11 protein-coding genes and 1 riboswitch are annotated in these 16,317 nt (G+C 54.2%); of the genes, 7 read left to right on the top strand and 4 right to left on the bottom strand.

Annotation, left to right across the window (positions count from 1 at the left end; all coding sequences use genetic code 11):
* Window positions 1–176: 176 nt before the first annotated feature.
* Together GFC01_RS01705 and GFC01_RS01700 are read right to left on the bottom strand one after the other, a co-directional pair.
* Window positions 177–1,436 (bottom strand): Nramp family divalent metal transporter, encoded by a 1,260-nt coding sequence (locus tag GFC01_RS01705; RefSeq protein ID WP_152944915.1) that lies wholly within the window; start codon window positions 1,434–1,436, stop codon window positions 177–179.
* Window positions 1,433–2,728, bottom strand: a complete 1,296-nt coding sequence (locus tag GFC01_RS01700) for a magnesium transporter (protein WP_341473698.1) — start codon at window positions 2,726–2,728, stop codon at window positions 1,433–1,435. The genes GFC01_RS01705 and GFC01_RS01700 overlap by 4 nt, the downstream gene beginning before the upstream one ends.
* Before the next feature lie 212 nt (window positions 2,729–2,940).
* Window positions 2,941–3,114: riboswitch (M-box (ykoK) riboswitch) on the bottom strand.
* 297 nt (window positions 3,115–3,411) lie between these two features.
* On the opposite strand from GFC01_RS01700, the gene GFC01_RS01695 reads away from it, so the two are divergent.
* The 6 genes from GFC01_RS01695 (at window position 3,412) to GFC01_RS01670 (ending at window position 13,181) form a co-directional block, all read left to right on the top strand.
* A complete protein-coding gene (locus GFC01_RS01695; protein ID WP_152944913.1) occupies window positions 3,412–4,380 on the top strand; it encodes a polysaccharide deacetylase family protein in 969 nt (322 codons plus the stop codon).
* A 164-nt stretch (window positions 4,381–4,544) separates the two neighbouring features.
* Window positions 4,545–5,963 carry a PIG-L deacetylase family protein gene (locus tag GFC01_RS01690; RefSeq protein ID WP_152944912.1) on the top strand — a complete coding sequence of 473 codons (1,419 nt, stop codon included), beginning with the start codon at window positions 4,545–4,547 and terminating at the stop codon, window positions 5,961–5,963.
* 312 nt (window positions 5,964–6,275) lie between these two features.
* Window positions 6,276–7,541 (top strand): efflux RND transporter periplasmic adaptor subunit, encoded by a 1,266-nt coding sequence (locus tag GFC01_RS01685; RefSeq protein ID WP_152944911.1) that lies wholly within the window; start codon window positions 6,276–6,278, stop codon window positions 7,539–7,541.
* A complete protein-coding gene (locus GFC01_RS01680; protein WP_152944910.1) occupies window positions 7,538–10,678 on the top strand; it encodes an efflux RND transporter permease subunit in 3,141 nt (1,046 codons plus the stop codon). Before GFC01_RS01685 ends, GFC01_RS01680 begins: the two co-directional genes overlap by 4 nt.
* Before the next feature lie 197 nt (window positions 10,679–10,875).
* Window positions 10,876–11,544 (top strand): flavodoxin family protein, encoded by a 669-nt coding sequence (locus tag GFC01_RS01675; protein ID WP_152944909.1) that lies wholly within the window; start codon window positions 10,876–10,878, stop codon window positions 11,542–11,544.
* 227 nt (window positions 11,545–11,771) lie between these two features.
* Window positions 11,772–13,181, top strand: a complete 1,410-nt coding sequence (locus tag GFC01_RS01670) for an MFS transporter (protein ID WP_152944908.1) — start codon at window positions 11,772–11,774, stop codon at window positions 13,179–13,181.
* Window positions 13,182–13,224: 43 nt separating this feature from the next.
* Here GFC01_RS01670 and GFC01_RS01665 read toward each other — a convergent pair whose 3' ends face one another.
* Window positions 13,225–13,998 carry a DUF169 domain-containing protein gene (locus GFC01_RS01665; protein ID WP_152944907.1) on the bottom strand — a complete coding sequence of 258 codons (774 nt, stop codon included), beginning with the start codon at window positions 13,996–13,998 and terminating at the stop codon, window positions 13,225–13,227.
* 333 nt (window positions 13,999–14,331) lie between these two features.
* Window positions 14,332–14,565, bottom strand: coding sequence for a hypothetical protein (locus tag GFC01_RS01660; protein ID WP_152944906.1), 234 nt, complete (start codon window positions 14,563–14,565; stop codon window positions 14,332–14,334).
* Window positions 14,566–15,156: 591 nt separating this feature from the next.
* On the opposite strand from GFC01_RS01660, the gene GFC01_RS01655 reads away from it, so the two are divergent.
* Window positions 15,157–16,311: an RtcB family protein gene (locus GFC01_RS01655; RefSeq protein WP_341473697.1), complete on the top strand. Its 1,155-nt coding sequence runs from the start codon at window positions 15,157–15,159 to the stop codon at window positions 16,309–16,311.
* Window positions 16,312–16,317 lie beyond the last annotated feature (6 nt).

Raw genomic sequence — 16,317 nt, 5'->3', positions numbered from 1 at the left:
TGTCTGTTTTTTCCGCTTTCCCCGTTTCACTGGTGGTTCCTACCTTTTCCGTTTTTGCCGGCGTGGTATTACCCTTTAAGCTGCTGGTAGCCGATAAAAATTTTATTCAGGCCACAAGAGGCAGACAACAAAAATGGCAATCCGATCTTCCGACCATTTGCTGAACTGTCACGGACTCAGGTTAGATGTAACTTTTCCAGCAGAGGTATGACGAAGAGGACAGCTGTTAGCACGATTAGAATAATTATGGTCATCCACCCAATTATATTGGAAAGCGGGCTGTTGGTATATTCTCCCATAATATCCCTGTTGTTTACCATCCGGATCATGGAAACGAGGACAACCGGTAAAAGGATTCCATTCAGTATTTGGGTCCAGATGGTGATGGCAATAAGGGGTGCCCCGGGTATTAAAATAATTGCCACGGCGATGATAATGATGACTGTAAACAGAGTATAGAATACGGGTGCGCTTTTCCACGTTTTATCCACACCGGCTTCAAAACCAAATGCCTCACAAATATAAAACGCGGTGGCCAACGGTAAAATAGTGGCAGAGAAAACAGAAGCAATGAACAGGCCAAAAGCAAATAGAACGGATGCCATTCTGCCAGCAAGAGGCTGCAGGGAAGCTGCAGCGTCCCTGGCCTCTTCGATTTTAATTCCCGCCTTGTAAAGGGTGGAAGCACAGGCCACAATGATAAAGAAAGCCACCACCACCGTAGCAATACCACCCAGGATTACGTCCCATTTGGCATACTTATAGTCTTCTACCGTCAGTCCCTTTTCGATCACTGCCGATTGCATGTAGAATTGCATCCAGGGAGCTATGGTGGTGCCGATCATCCCTATTACCAGACTTAAATATTCCGTATTCTGGTGAAACGGGGGGTGCATTATTGACCGGTAGATTTGGCCCCACTCCGGTTTGGTCATTATTGCAGAAACTATATAGAGCAGCAAAAATGCACTAAAAAGAAGAAAGATTTTTTCCGCTGTCCTGTAGTTGCCCTTGACCACCAGTAACCATACTAGAAGGGCAGCAAGAGGAACCACCAAATATTTACTGAGGCCAAGAATTTCCATACTGCCGGCCACCCCGGCAAACTCGGCGGTAGTATTGCCAATATCCGCGATAAAAAGGCAAACGAAGATAAAAAATGTGGTTTTTACACCAAAACATTCCCGGATAAGATCGGCCAGTCCCTTGCCGGTAATAATGCCCATACGGGCGTTCATTTCTTGAATAACTACCAGAGCAATGAAAGAGGGTACGAGAGTCCAGAGAAGATCGTACCCATAGTGTGCTCCAGCTACAGAATAAGTGGTTATGCCGCCTGCATCGTTGTCTACGCTGCCGGTGATGATGCCCGGCCCAACCACAGCCAGGAAGGTAAAAAAGTAACGCATCAGATTACTCTTTTTTAACCCGCTCATGCTTTCCACCCCCGGCCGGGCTTGCGCCGGATCATGAAGTGGGAGAAGCCGTCCAGGCCGCTGCGATTCGGCACCAGTGTTTCCAGCACGTCATCCACCGTTATAATGCCCAGCATCACGCCCCGGTCATTCACCACCGGCACGGCCAGCAGGTTGTATTTTGTTACCGCGTCCAGCACTTTTCGGTGATCGTCGTGGTGATTGACACTCACCACCCGGGTACGCATGAACTCGCCAAGAGCGGCCTGCGGCGGAGAGATGATCAGGTCGCGCAGGGAAATTACCCCCTGCAAGACCCCCTGCTCATTCACCACGTACAGGTAGTAAATGGTCTCCGCCGAAGGCGCCAGTTCCCGCAGACGGTTGATCGCCCCCTCGGCGGTCATGCCGGCCGGAAAGCCAATGTATTCGGTGGTCATCAGGGCGCCGGCCGTATCCTCGGGGTAGCCCATCAATTCCCGGACGTCCTCGGCTTCTTCCGGTTCCATCAGGTTGAGCAGTTCCCGGGACTTTTCCTCCGGCAATTCGCCCAGGATGTCGGCGGCTTCGTCGGGGGGCATCTCCTCCAGAATATCCGAGGCCCGCTCACTGTCCATGCGCTCAATGATTTCCACCTGGGTGTTCAGATCCGCTTCCGCCAGCGCCTCGGCGGCCGTTTCGTTGTCCAGGTGATTAATGAAGCCGGCACGCTCCCGGTGGTCCAGTTCCTCGATGATGTCGGCGATATCCGCCGGGTGCAGCTGGCTGATCTGGTCCTGTTCCTGGCGCAGGCGCAAGTTGGCCGTCAAATTTTCCAGCGGCTTGATATACTGCCAGCCCACCAGGTGCTGCTCCATCTTTTTGACCAGGAACTCCACCCCGAGGCGCCGGAACAGGCCCCGCAGGCCGATGTCCACGGCCAGCAAAATGACATCGTATGTCTCCCCGTGGCGCACCCAGGAAAGTTTGATATCGTTTACCCGCACCACTTTTGACCCTTTCAGGTCGATGATCTGTTTATCCAGCAGCCACTTACCGGCGTAAATTTCGTCTTCCTTCAAAGTGGAGAGATCGTTTTCCGACAACTCGCCCCTGAGTCTTAAACCCTGCTCATCCCAACGGTCAATCTGGCCAATCCCGATATGCTTCTGTACTCCCCGGGCGTATTTTATACCGGTTACCCGCGGGCAAATACCGTCCCAGCGGACGGCCATATCCCGCAATTGACCCACTTTCCGGCCCTTTTCGTCATAAATCGGCTTACCCTGCACCTGACTGTAGAAGAACTCACCCAACACCCTTACTTGTTCCACCGGCAATCCCTCCTTAAATATTTCCGGATTGCCGGCCCCCTTTGAAAGAGGCGGCCGGACAACCGGAGCGATTTTCCGTATCCAACTGCCACTACTATCACCGGGCCCGGCGTCCATAAAACCACCTCCTGCTGGAGTATAATCTTTTTCCACAAAAAATAAACTTCCCCGTCAAGCGAGGAAGTTCATTTCTCCATGGCAAAAACATCGATCATCTTCCTCACTCGTTCGAGCTTTGGCACATACATAGCTAGAGACTGAATAAAGCCTCAGTCACATTAGGTAAAGCCTTAATCCGGCCATACCTGTTAACCCATTGGTGTCTTTCGACATTTCCGGGCAGTGACGTGTGCTCTATGCAGAAGCCTCACCTAACGAGGAAGTCTATTCAGTTTTTATCAGTTCCAGGTGATTTTAACCAAAACCATTTTAAAATAACGGGTACGGGTTTGTCAACGGCTACGATGTACTGCGTGTACAATCCGGGTTAGCCTTTGTCCCAATGGTAAAATTCTCAAATGAATATTTTCTGTTTGATTCCTATTTTCAGGAATTGCCTGTTTTTGCACCCAGCCAACCCCATAATCTATTGAAAATGTCTGGTCACCTGGAGAGGATTTCTGCTGTTGAAGGCGAAAAATATTAAGAAGGTCACCCATTATTAAGTATTCAGGTGGAACAAGTTGCGCAAAATAACGGCGGGAACACTTGGCGTAGTATTAATCGCCATTCTTCTCCTGGTTTTCGCCAGATATAAAATGAACAATCTTCTCTGGGCACCGTACACGGACGAAGCGGTCGTGCTGGTCTATCACCATATCGACCCGGCACCTGATAGGCCTTTTGCAATTACCCCCCGGTTGTTCCAGGAACACCTCGACGCCCTTTTGCATCACGACTACCACGTAATTTCCACCGGGGAACTGGCCGGTTTTTTGGAAGGGAAGGCCCTTTTGCCGGAAAAGGCGGTGGTGATCACGTTTGACGACGGCTACCGTTCGTTTTACCGTTATGCCTACCCGGAATTGAAAAGCCGGGAAATGCCTGCTACCTGCTTTATGATTACTGCCTGGGCAGGCAAGAAAGTAGGCGGCCTGGAATACCTCACCTGGCCGGAGATGCGGGAAATGCAGGCAAACGGAATCAGTTTTTTCGTTCATACGGACCACAGCCATTACTGCGCGCCGACTACTCCGGAGGGTAATCCCAAACCCGTCCTGACTAACCGGATCTGGCTCCCCGGAAAAAATCGCCTGGAAACGGAGTATGAGTACCGACAAAGGGTAATCAACGACCTGGCCACCGCCCGGGACCGGTTGGAGAAGGAGTTGCACCAGCCGGTGGAGCAAATTGCCTGGCCATACGGGGCTTATAACCAACCGCTGGTCGAAATAGCGCAGTCGCTCGGTTACCGGTTTTGCTACACCACCCAGCCTGGCATGGTAACGGCAAAAACCGACCCCTTCGCCATTCCGCGCCTGGACGTGGGGAACCCCGACGTTACCGCGCAAGATCTGCTCTGGAGGATTCAATATACCGCTTTCAAAGAAAAACTGTTTGCCAGGCCCGGGCTGCGCTATTGTGATAATTTTTACCACCGGTTCAAGAGGATGCGGCTGTCCGTATTTGACCCGAATGTTCCAGCCCATTAAGCCGGTGCGGGTACCCATCTACAGTGCGCAGTTATCGTAATTTACCTACGAACCGTATGCTGGAAGAAAAATGCCAATTTCGCATCCGCCGCCCGACCGGTTGCCGGCGGTTATTTTTCCACCGTGTTTTTCCACCAGGAGCATGTCACTGGGAGTGAGATTTGTTGCCCGGAAAAATAAAACTGATATCCAGAAAATGGATGTTTCTGGTCGTGGCCCTGGTTTCGCTTCTTCTGATCACAGGTCTGTTCTTTTATTTTTTTTACCCCCAATGGTTCGGAGTCAATATTCGTTCAGGTAATATATCCGTATATAGAGTGCTGGTGGTAGCCCCACACCCGGATGACGAAACCCTGGGGTCCGGCGGTATAATCGCCCGGGCAGTAAAACAGGGTACCCCGGTTAAGGTGATAATTGTTACTTACGGCGACGGATTTACCAAGGCAGCCCGGGCCTTTACGGGTAAACATGATGTTACCGCCGGCGATTATAAAAAGCTGGGTGAAACCCGGCGACTGGAAACCATACGGGCCATGGAAACACTTGGACTGCCGGAGGATGACGTCATTTTCCTGGGTTTCCCCGATGGCGGGATGCGCCACCTTTGGGATAATTACTGGGATCATGATTGCCCTTTTACCGGCATAAACGGCAGCAGCCAGGTGCCCTACACCAATGCCTGGCAGCCCGGCGTTCCCTATTGCGGCGAAAGGGTGGTTGAAACCCTGACGAAAATCATCACTGAATTTAAACCTACGGACATCTATGTACCCGATCCGGGGGATGAGCACCCTGATCACTGGGCCGTAAACGCCTTTGTCCTTTACACTCTAACTAAAATGAATTATCAGGCAAAGCTGTACACTTATCTGGTACACCGCGGCTACTGGCCGGAACCGCTCAGGCCCGAGACCGGTAAACCTCTTCGACCACCAAAAGAAATGGTCGGCATAGGTACTAACTGGATGGAAGTCCCCTTATCGCCAGAAGAAATAAATTTAAAATCCAGTGCGATAAATTGCTATGACACCCAGAAGAAGGTTATGGGATCATTTTTACGCGCCTTTATCAGAAGCACCGAATTATTCGGCACAAGTAAGATACCGGTGGTACCGGACTATAACGAATCGCTGGCCATTTCCAAACAGACGGATTCTATTTCCCTGGTACGGGACGCCAGGGCCAACAGCAGCTTTTACCGCTTTTTTTACCGGCTGGAAAGGAACCCCGACCTGTCGGCCGTGGGCATGCTGCGCCAACAGGACCGCCTGTGGTTGGTTCTGCAAACCGTACAGCCATTTTCATCCCGGGTGAGCTACCGGTTGGACATGCGCTTTTTCTTCCCCGATGGTACAGTTAAACGCCTGGATTACAGGATTACCGGCCGGCAAGTACAGGTGCTGATGCCCGCCCGGAACAGCCTTAATCTGCCGCCAGTTCAGATAGAAGGCGATACAAACCGCCTTCTAATAGCTGTTCCTGCCGGGGACTTAGAGGGAGCTCGTTCCGTATTAATGGACGGTGAAGCCTATCATGGCAGTGTCCTGTTTGATAAAACAGATTACCGGTTGTTTAACTTTTGAAAAAAAGACAACCGCAACCTTCTACATTAACGGGAATATTTATTAAGATTTTAATCTAAAAATAATTTACAATCAAAATTTTTAAAGGTATAATAAACCTTGGAAAGGCGAGTGTTTTTAATGAACGCGGAGGAGAATGTTATAATGAAAGAATCGCCGGCGCCCTTTGGCAGATCTGGCGCGGCTGGCGTTTGTTATACCACCCGGTGAGACGGGTTGTTCAAAGAAAAATGAAAGGGAAATTTGGGGGAGGTATATTTGTTTAAAAGATTACTTGTCAGGAAAAAAATAATTATTTCAGGAGCGGTGGTATTGGTACTGGTATTTGCAATTTCGGCGGCTGCCATTCATGGCCGCAAACCCTCTTCCACCGCCATCCGGGGACAGGGAATGCAGACCGTGCCAGTGCAGACAGTACCGGTGCAGTTAGGCGATTTGTCCAGCGTGAATACGCTGACGGGAACGGTTTCCGCCAACCTGCAGACCGCTGTGGGAACAAAGGTGGCGGCCAGGGTGCAGGCGGTGTACGTGGATATAGGACAAGCCGTACATACCGGACAGGTGCTGGCTCAACTTGACCCCAGTGACTTGCAAAGACAACTGGCCCAGATTGAGGCACAGATCCAGGTGGACGAAGCGCAGTTGCAAAGCGCGCTGGACGGAACTGCCAATTCATTGGCCCAGGCCAAAGCGGATTTGAACCAGGCCAGGGCCAATTATGAACAGTCCCGGACGGATTATCAACGTTACGAAGGGTTATATAACAGCGGTGCCATCACCAAACAGCAATTGGAACAGGCCCGCCTGAAAATGGAAAACGACCAGTCACAATTAGAGGCAAAGGAAAAAGCTTTAAAACTGGCTGAAAGTGGAGACAACGTTGCGGTGGCCCGTGCTACACTGAATAAAGATCAAACGGCGGCGGCCATTATCCGGGAACAGTTGAGCGAGTTGACCATTACCTCTCCGGTAGATGGAGTGGTGGCCAGTAAAAACATTGAAGTGGGCGAGATGGTTTCACCCCAGACGACATTGTTCAACATTGCCCAGATTGATCCCCTGCAGGTAACGGTAAATGTATCCGACCAGATTATTGCCGACATCCATCCCGGTACGGAGGCGCAGATCACCGTGCCGGCCCTGGGTGCAAAAATCTTTCCGGGTAAAGTGACCAAAGTGAGCCCGGTGTCGGATCAGGTAAGCCACGCCTATCCGGTAAAGATCCAGATCGCCAACCCCGACCGGAGCATGTTGCCGGGCATGACGGCGTCGGTGGTATTTACCGGTTTAAAAACCCAGCCGGGTATTGTCATTCCCGTACAGGCGGTGGTGGAAACTCCCCAGGGAAGTGAAGTCTTTACCGTGGAAAATGGCGTGGCTCACATGCACATGGTGCAACTGGGAGCTGTATCCAGCGATAAGGCAGTGGTATTAAGCGGGTTAAAGCCGGGGGAGCAACTGGTGATCAACGGTCAGAACCTGCTTTCCGACGGCAGCAGGGTGACGGTGGTGCAAAGCGCCGATCAGGCCGGGGCCACTGGGATGATCAACCAGATCAAACAGGGGGCAAAACAATGAAAATAGCCGATCTCTCCGTTGACCGCCCCGTGCTCATCTCTATGTGCATGGTGGCTCTGATCCTCCTGGGTTTGGTGGCGCTGCCGCTTTTGCCGGTGGATCTTTACCCCAACATAGACATCCCGGTAGCCATGGTTTCCACCTCCTGGAGCGGCGCCACGCCGTCAGTGGTGGAGGAACAGGTGACCAAACCGGTGGAAGCGGTCATGAGCACCGTATCCAACGTCAATGAAGTGGATTCCATTTCCCGCAACGGGCAGTCACTGGTCATCGTTCGCTTTAATTACGGTACCAACATGGATCAGGCCGTGGCAGATATGCGGGATAAGATTAACCAGGTATCGGGCAGGCTGCCCTCTGATGCCGGGGCGCCCATGATCATGCGCATAGACCCGAACAGCATGCCCATCATGACCCTGGCCCTGTCCGGGGAAAACACCGGTGTGGAGCAATTAAAGCAACTGGCCGATGATGTGGTTACACCGCGCCTGCAGCAGGTCAGTGGTGTTTCGGCAGTCAATGTAAACGGCGGCAGAACACGGCAAATCCAGGTGGTGGTGGATCCGGCCAGGCTGCAGAGCTACGGACTGTCCATCACCCAGGTTATCCAGGCATTACAAAGCGATAACATACAGGGAGATGCCGGCCTGGTCAACAAGGGCAACCAGGAAATCGACCTGCATGTAAACGGTAAGTTTATCACTCCTGGAGACGTACTTAACGTACCGGTGCGCCTGCCCTCCGGGGGTACGATCAAAATTATCGACCTGGCGCAGGTCAAGGATACATACGCCGATGTGACGGAACTGGCCCGGGTGAACGGCCTGCCCTGTGTAAGCCTGGATATAATGAAGATATCCGGCGGCAACACGGTGCAGGTTTCCAGCAACGTGCAGAAAATCATCCCGGCCATCAACCGGGTTCTGCCGTCGGGCGTGAAACTGACCGTGATCAACGACCAGGCCAAATATATCCGTCAGTCCATTAATACAGTGATTATCCACACCCTGTTAGGCGGCCTGTTTGCCCTGGTGGTACTCTGGTTGTTCCTGCGGCGGGTGCGTACCACCGCGGTAATCGCCATTGTGATTCCTATTGCCATGATTTCCACCTTTGCCGCCCTGTACTTCGCCGGTCAGACCATCAATACCATTTCCCTGGGCGGCCTGGCCCTGGGCATGGGTTCCCTGGTGGATTTTGCCGTGGTGGTTATCGAGAGCATTTTCCGTTACCGCGAGGCTGGCTGCGGGGCGGTGGAGGCAGCCAAGCAGGGTACGGCCGAGGTGGGCACAGCAGTCATGGCCAGCGCCCTGTCCCAAATCAGCGTTTTTGCTCCCGTTGTTTTCATACAGGGGTTTGCTTCCCAGATCTTCATGCCCATGGCCCTGGCAGTGGTCTTTTCCCACCTGGCTGCACTGGTAGGGGCGCTTACCCTGGTACCCATGCTGGCGTCCAAATTGATGCGGGGCAAGTCCTTCACCATAAACATGACGGAGGGAAGCCGCTGGAACCCATCTGTAATTTTTACCCGTAAAGTGGAAGAATTAAAATCCCACTACGAAAATTTTTTGCGCTGGGCCTTAAGCCACCGGAAGACCGTGCTGGCGGCCACTGCTTTAATGCTGGCGGCCAGCCTGGCCATGTTGCCGGTGGTCGGGTTCGAACTGATGCCCAACCAGGATCAAGGGCAGTATTCGGTCAGAATCACTCTCGATCAGGGTACCAGGTTAGCCGCGACCGACCAGCTGGTCGGACAAATTGAACAGCTTATCCGTAATATGCCGGAAACGGATATGGTTTACACCGTGGTGGGCAGTCCGGGGGGAAACTTCATTTCTTCCCAGGCGGCCACCAATACGGCCAGTATCAATGTTACCCTCAAACCCCTATCTCAGCGCAAACGCAGTGTTTTTCAGGTGATAGAGGAATTACGCAAGAAAGTTGCTTTGATCCCGGGCGCGCAGATCAACATCCAGGCGGCCCAGCAAGGTTTTGGGCGTTCGGGCATGCCCATCCAGGTGGTTATCCAGGGCAGTGATTTGAATGTTTTGCGAGAACTGGGAGACCTGGTGGCGGGCCAGATCGGACAGGTGCCGGGCACCCGCAGCGTTTTGAACACGATGGATCGGACCAATCCCGAGTATGATGTGAACATCGACCGGGAGCGGGCCGCCCAGTACGGCATTACGGCACAGCAGATTTTAAACACCCTCCATGCGGACTATAACGGAACAAAGGCCACCAGTTACAACGCCGGTTCCACTTCGGTGGACGTGGTGGTCAGGTTGCCGGAAGACTACACCCGCAACTACAGCCATCTTAACGATATTACCGTGGTCAGCCCCACGGGATTGCAGGTGCCCCTTACTGCATTAGCCACAGTTGAGCCGGCGGCCGGTCCGGCGGTAATCAGGCGGCAAAACCAGATGCGCCAGGTAACCGTGCAGGCCGATGTATTCGGGCGCAGTGTAGGCCAGGTACAACGGGACATCCAGGAACGGTTGGACCAACTCCATTTACCTGCTGGATATAGCTGGCAGTTCGGCGGCCAGGCCAGAGACATGGCCTCGTCCTTTAAATCTCTGGGGTTGGCCATGCCACTGGCTATCATACTGATGTACATGGTCATGGCCGGGCAGTTCGAATCTCTGTTCAGCCCCTTCATCATCATGTTTTCGCTACCGCCTACCTTCGTGGGCATAATGCTGGGGCTTTTGCTCATGCGCCACGCCGTCAGTGTGAACGCCCTGATCGGGGTAATCATGCTCATCGGCATCGTGGTGAACAACGCCATTGTGCTGGTGGACTATACCAACCAGTTGCGCAGGAAGGGGCTTTCCACCGGGGAAGCTCTCTGCCAGGCCGGACCCGTACGCTTGCGGCCGATTTTGATGACCACCTGCACCACGGTGCTGGCCATGTTACCCCTGATGATGGGCCATGGGGAAGGGGCAGAGGCTCAGGCTCCCATGGCCACGGTGGTGGTATTCGGCCTCACCGTTTCCACCCTGGTTACCCTGGTACTGGTGCCGGTGATGTATACGGTGATCGGCGACCTGGGGGCGCGCTGGCACAATCTCTGGCAGAAAAGACGGCAGGGGGAAGAAACGAAACCGGCAACCGGTCTGTCACAATAATCCCTCCGCTCCCGGCGAAAATAAGTTGTTGCCGAACTGTGTTGCTGCATCGCCAGCCAGTCTAACTGCGGGTTGGTAGAGGTTTTTTGCAGCTTCCTGCAGAATAATTAAGCTGGTTTCCGTATTGGTAAAACACAGGAAAAACAGTCGTAAGAAAAGGAGGTGAAGCCGGTTGTCGTCCTGGCAACCGGCGGGATATGAAAATCGTGGCCCTTTGTGGTAGTCCCAGGAAAAACAACAGCCGAACCGGACAGTTACTTAAAGAAGTGCTGGCCGGCGCCCAATCGGTCGGGGCGGATACCGAGTATATTGATCTAACGGGTTTAAAATTAAACTATTGCCTCGGTTGTGATCGCTGTCACCACCTGGGGGAATGCGTCCAGAAGGACGATTTTAATTCGCTATTTGATAAGATACTATCTGTCGACGGGCTGGTGCTGGGCAGCCCGGTCTACATTTATCATGTCACAGCTCAATTCAAGACCTGGGCTGACCGTTTGGGTAATGCCATTCACTGCCAGCGCCTGCTGGGTAAATACGGGGCGGTGGTGAGTACGGCCGGGGGCTCCGGCCAGGACGAAACGGCCGACTATCTGGAGTTGCTGTTGAAGCGGCTGGGGGCGCAGAGCGTGGGGCGGGTGGCCTGCGTCCTGGACGACGGGCCCATACCGGCGGATGCGGAACCGCTGGGGCAGGCGAGGGCCCTGGGGGTCACCCTGGCCCGGGCAATTGAAGAAAAAAAAGAATTCCCGGAGCAACTCCGGGAGCAGGAGGGGTTACGCAAATATTTCCGGAACGTAATCATTAAACGCAGGGACAGGTGGGACTGGGAATACCGCTACTGGCTGGAAAAAGGCTGGTTGTAGAAGTTAACAGATTATACTCAGCAATGGCAAAAACAACCGGATCATACCCTGTGCCGCTTTTTTCAGGCCGCCCGGAAGGGCTTCACTTTCAATAATTTGTGCTGAAACTTCCGGGTGACCGGGAGGCACCACCCATTGGGCATAACCCGGGCCGGGGTATTGTCGTGCCGCTGTAAAATTTTGCATTCATTCCTTTGGAGGGGTATCAATTTGGAAGGGTGTCAATTATGGACAAGTCTCAGGAATACGCCAGGAGATGGTATATCCTGGCCGCGGTCCTTCTGGGAGGCATTATGGGCCCCATCGATGCCAGTATCGTTTACATTGCCATGCCGGCCATAGGGGGATTCTTTGGCGCAGATCCGGCTACGGTGGGCTGGATATCCATGTCCTATTTGCTGGTACTGGGCAGCTTCTTGCTTTCCTTCGGCCGCATGGGGGATATCTGGGGCTTCAAACGGCTCTTCCTGGTTGGCTTGCTGGTTTTTGTGGCCACCTCGGCCCTGTGCGGATTAGCCCCCGGTCTTGGCTGGCTGGTATTTTTACGGGCGTTGCAGGCCACGGGGGCCGGCATGACCATGGCCATGTCCCCGGCCATTATCACCGCCTCTTTTCCACCCAATGAGCGGGGCAGGGCGCTGGGCATGAACGGCATGGCCGTTGCCCTGGGGCTGGCTTTAGGCCCCACCCTGGGTGGCCTGCTGGTGGACACCCTGGGGTGGCGGGCCATTTTCTACGTAAACATCCCCATCGGCATGGCCGCATATTTCTGGTGCCGGCAAATCCTGCCCGATGTACAGAGCCGCCAGCGCCAGGCATTCGACTGGCCCGGGTCCCTGCTGGCCTTTTTCGGACTGGGCGCTTTGCTTTTGTTCGCCAGCCGGGGGCAGGCCCTCAACTGGTCATGGCCCATTTTGCTTCTGGGCCTGGCCGCAGTGGTTTTGCTTGTCTGGTTTATCCGGCTGGAAAAACGTATCGATGAACCGATGCTGGATTTAAAGCTCTTTCAAAACAGGACATTTTCCGCCGGCAACGGGGCCGCCCTGTTAAATTTCATGACCCAATATATAATAGTGTTTTTAACTCCCTTTTTACTGCAGCAGTTAATGGGTTATTCCGCCGGCCGGGCGGGTGCCACCATGACCGCCTTCCCCCTCACCGTGCTGGTGGTCGCCCCCCTGGCCGGTGCTCTGTCCGATAAAATTGGCCAGCGGGGGCTGGCCTTCCTGGGTTCGTTAATCTGTACTCTGGCCGCCGCGGCCCTGTCCGACCTGGGCCAGCCGGCCGGACCGGCGGATGTGGCCTGGCGCTTAAGCCTGTTTGGTCTGGGCACCGGCCTGTTCCAGTCTCCCAACAACAGCGCTGTGATGGGTGCGGTACCCAGGCACCGTCTGGGCATTGCGGGTGGTGTCCTGTCCACCACCCGCAATGTGGGTATGGTTCTGGGTATTGCCCTGGGCGGCGCGGTACTGTCCGCCCGCCAGGTTTTCCATACGGGAGGGTTAAACCCGTTTTTATCCGCACTGCAGGATGCCTACCTGGTGGCCATGTTATTGTCCCTGGTGGCCACACTGGTATGCTTGCTGACCAAAACACAGCAGGCCCGGCAAGCCCAGAATGGCGGGAAGGGCGCTTAGATCCGGGACAGTACGACATGTGGGACCATAGTCTTTATTTCCGTTACCTGCTCCTCTCCAAAACCTTCAGCCACGTTTCCTTCTGCAGGAAGCTGCCTTCCACATTGGCTTCCATTTGCCGGAACATCTTATAGGGCACGGCAAAGGAAAGCAGGTCCTTATCTATGTGCTTGCGCACGGAAATGTCGGTCAGGCCGATAACGGCCCGGGGTTGTTCAGACCTGGCCTCGTTATAGGGAATGATAAACAGGGTGTGGCATCCGGCGCCAAAGGGTACGATCACGCTCTGTCCGGCCCCCCGGTCGTAATTGGCCAGTACCGCCAGGGCGGAAAGTTGATCCGCATTGGCCAGGAAGACAATAATTTCGGGCTTTTCTTCCTCACCCATCTGATCCAGAGGTTTAAAGACCACATATTCGGTGGGTACGTCGGTCATAGGCAGGGCATCCACAAATTTTTTGGCAATTTCCGGTGATTTGAAGTAACCCTCGCCTTCTTCCAGGGCGGCCGAGGTGCGCATGTGGCTGCTGCAGGTCTTAAAAAACTCCTTATTGCCCGTGGAAATAAAATATTCAATACCTCCCGGAAAATGCACGTACTGGTTGCCAAACCCCAGGCCAACACCGCCGCCCAGGCAGCCAAAGGTTTTCCGGTCAAATACCGCCGTGCGTCCCCTGGCCGCGGCCATAAACATGGCCCCCACGCAACCCCAGCGCCCTTCCTTGAACTGTAACGCCCCTTCCGGCCTGTCATTGGTCAGAATGATGGCCACCGGAGGATAACGTAAGCCAGTGGCTTCCGCAATTTTACTTTTCATGGCAATACCTCCCTGGTCTGATTGGTTAAAAATATCCCGGCCCGGTTTGTAAGATGATACTTCAACGGGCTAATCAATTCTCCTGCCGGTAATGTGGAGAAAAGTGAATGCTGCTGAAGCCAAAAAGAAAAAGCCTCCTCAGGAACGAAGGCTTTAGCGAGCACCGGTTCCTTCCCATTTGCATCCGCTCGCTTTGTTAAATGGGAAGGCAACCTGAAACACACCCGGCCCGATGCGGTGTTTTGTTCGACCTGAAACAACCCATTTATTACCGGGTAAATCAGTTCCCCCTGCATCCATCCAGTACGGCCGGGCCGGCTACACCCACCTGAATTATCCAGGCGGGTCCAGTTCCTTCTGCACCTGCTGCAACAGGTCGCCCACCCGGGCGTTTAACTGCTGCAGCTGGCTGAACTGCCGGGCCAGGGCCGGCTGGGAGGCGGCCAGCTGGCTGAGCATTACTCCCATCTGGTAGGCCGCATCCTGAGCCTGGCGCACATGAAAGGACATCTGCTGTCTTTGCATGCCGGGATTGGGCCGATCCTCCAATGCATCCAGCCAGGTCATTAGTTCCTTCCCCCTTTGCATCACCAGGATGTTTGTGAATACACTTGTCGCCCTGACGGGCGACGCCCCGCCCGATCCCCGGGACAGGCGCCCCTGGGTTTTCAGGGGCAGATTCCCATAAATGCCTGCCGGTCCATTCCGGCAATCATACCCACCGGGCCCGGGCGGGCAGAGAACCGGGAAACAGGATCGTTGCCTGAAATAAGTATGTGCATTTAGAACAATTTTATGGGGTTCGGGCACAAAAGGGATATATGTGGTTGCGCAGCCCGGTAAATGGTATAATATAACATATTCCGTGGACATGGCCCGCGGGAACTGCTGTTTTCTGCCGGAATGGGCGAACAACTGGCGGTTAAACGAGTTTAATCTGCCCAGAACTCACCGGCATTTAGCTATTGTTTGGTCAAAATGCACAGGATTAAAGCCTCGGAAATTTATAGCTTCCCGGTACCCGTGAGCGCCGGGTTGCTAAACCCGGCGACTGATGTCCGACGATGGAGGGCTGTTTTCAGTAATTATTCAGTATAACCGCCACCATCGGCACCATAGCGTGGTCACTGAACATTTACTATAAAAGAGGTGACGGCAGTGAGAGAAATTAACACCGAAAAATTACCCATCAAAGTCTGGGCCCGGCTGGTGGAAGAGGAAGCCATGGAGCAGGCCCGCCACCTGGCCAATCACCCCCATGCCCGTTTTCACATAGCCCTGATGCCCGACGTTCACCAGGGATACGGTATGCCCATCGGCGGAGTGCTGGCCACCGAAGGGGTGATCATTCCCAACGCCGTGGGCGTGGATGTGGGCTGCGGCGTAAGGGCTGTTAAAACCAACCAGACGGTGGAGGATGTACGGTCAAAGTTAAGGAACATTTTAAACCAGGTGCAGCGGTCCATTCCCACCGGGTTCAATCACCACAAGAAGCCCCAGCACAGCCCTCTGTTTGACCGCGCCCCCGATGTACCGGTGATCCGGGAGGAACTGAAAAACGCCCGCTATCAGCTGGGCACCCTGGGCGGGGGCAATCACTTTATTGAAATCCAGCGGGATGACCGGGATTTCATATGGATCATGCTCCATTCGGGCTCCCGGAACTTTGGCAAAAAGGTGGCCGATTATTACAACCGGCTGGCCGTCCAGCTAAATGAAAGGTCCGGCTCCCCCATCCCCCGGGAGTGGCAGCTGGCCTGCCTGCCCGTGGATAGCAAAGAAGGGCAGAACTATCTGGCCGCCATGGAATATTGCCTGGAGTTTGCCCGGGAAAACCGCAGGCACATGATGAACGTGGTCCTGGACATCTGCCGCTCCATACTGCCCGGGTTTGCCTGCGGGAAACAGCTGGATGTGCATCACAACTACGCAGCCATGGAAAAACACTTCGGCCGGCAGGTGATGGTTCACCGCAAGGGGGCGGTGCGGGCCGTGGGCGAGGTCATCGTTCCCGGCTCCATGGGCAGCCCCTCCTACATCTGCCGGGGCCTGGCCCACCCGGAAAGCTTCTCCAGCTGCTCCCACGGCGCCGGAAGGGTCATGGGCCGCAATGAGGCCAGGCGCCGCATTGCCGTGGAATCGGTGATTAAAGACATGCAGTCCCTGGGAATTGAACTGTTCAAGGCCAGAAAGGGGGACGTGGCCGAGGAGTGCCGGCAGGCTTACAAGAACATCGATCAGGTCATGGAGGATCAGAAGGACCTGGTGGAAATGAAAGTTCGCCTGCAGCCCCTGGGAGTGGTCAAGGGTTGAAGGTCG

The organism is Desulfofundulus thermobenzoicus (assembly GCF_009428905.1).
GTDB lineage: Bacteria > Bacillota > Desulfotomaculia > Desulfotomaculales > Desulfovirgulaceae > Desulfofundulus_A > Desulfofundulus_A thermobenzoicus.
Note: the sequence above shows the minus strand (reverse complement) of the source record. Positions and strands in the feature narration are given on the sequence as shown.

Excerpts from the sequence above, each read along its gene's own strand:
- GFC01_RS01705 (WP_152944915.1), bottom strand. The coding sequence starts at position 1,436 with ATGAGCGGGTTAAAAAAGAGTAATCTGATGCGTTACTTTTTTACCTTC.
- GFC01_RS01680 (WP_152944910.1), top strand. The coding sequence starts at position 7,538 with ATGAAAATAGCCGATCTCTCCGTTGACCGCCCCGTGCTCATCTCTATG.
- GFC01_RS01675 (WP_152944909.1), top strand. The coding sequence starts at position 10,876 with ATGAAAATCGTGGCCCTTTGTGGTAGTCCCAGGAAAAACAACAGCCGA.
- GFC01_RS01670 (WP_152944908.1), top strand. The coding sequence starts at position 11,772 with ATGGACAAGTCTCAGGAATACGCCAGGAGATGGTATATCCTGGCCGCG.
- GFC01_RS01665 (WP_152944907.1), bottom strand. The coding sequence starts at position 13,998 with ATGAAAAGTAAAATTGCGGAAGCCACTGGCTTACGTTATCCTCCGGTG.
- GFC01_RS01660 (WP_152944906.1), bottom strand. The coding sequence starts at position 14,565 with ATGACCTGGCTGGATGCATTGGAGGATCGGCCCAATCCCGGCATGCAA.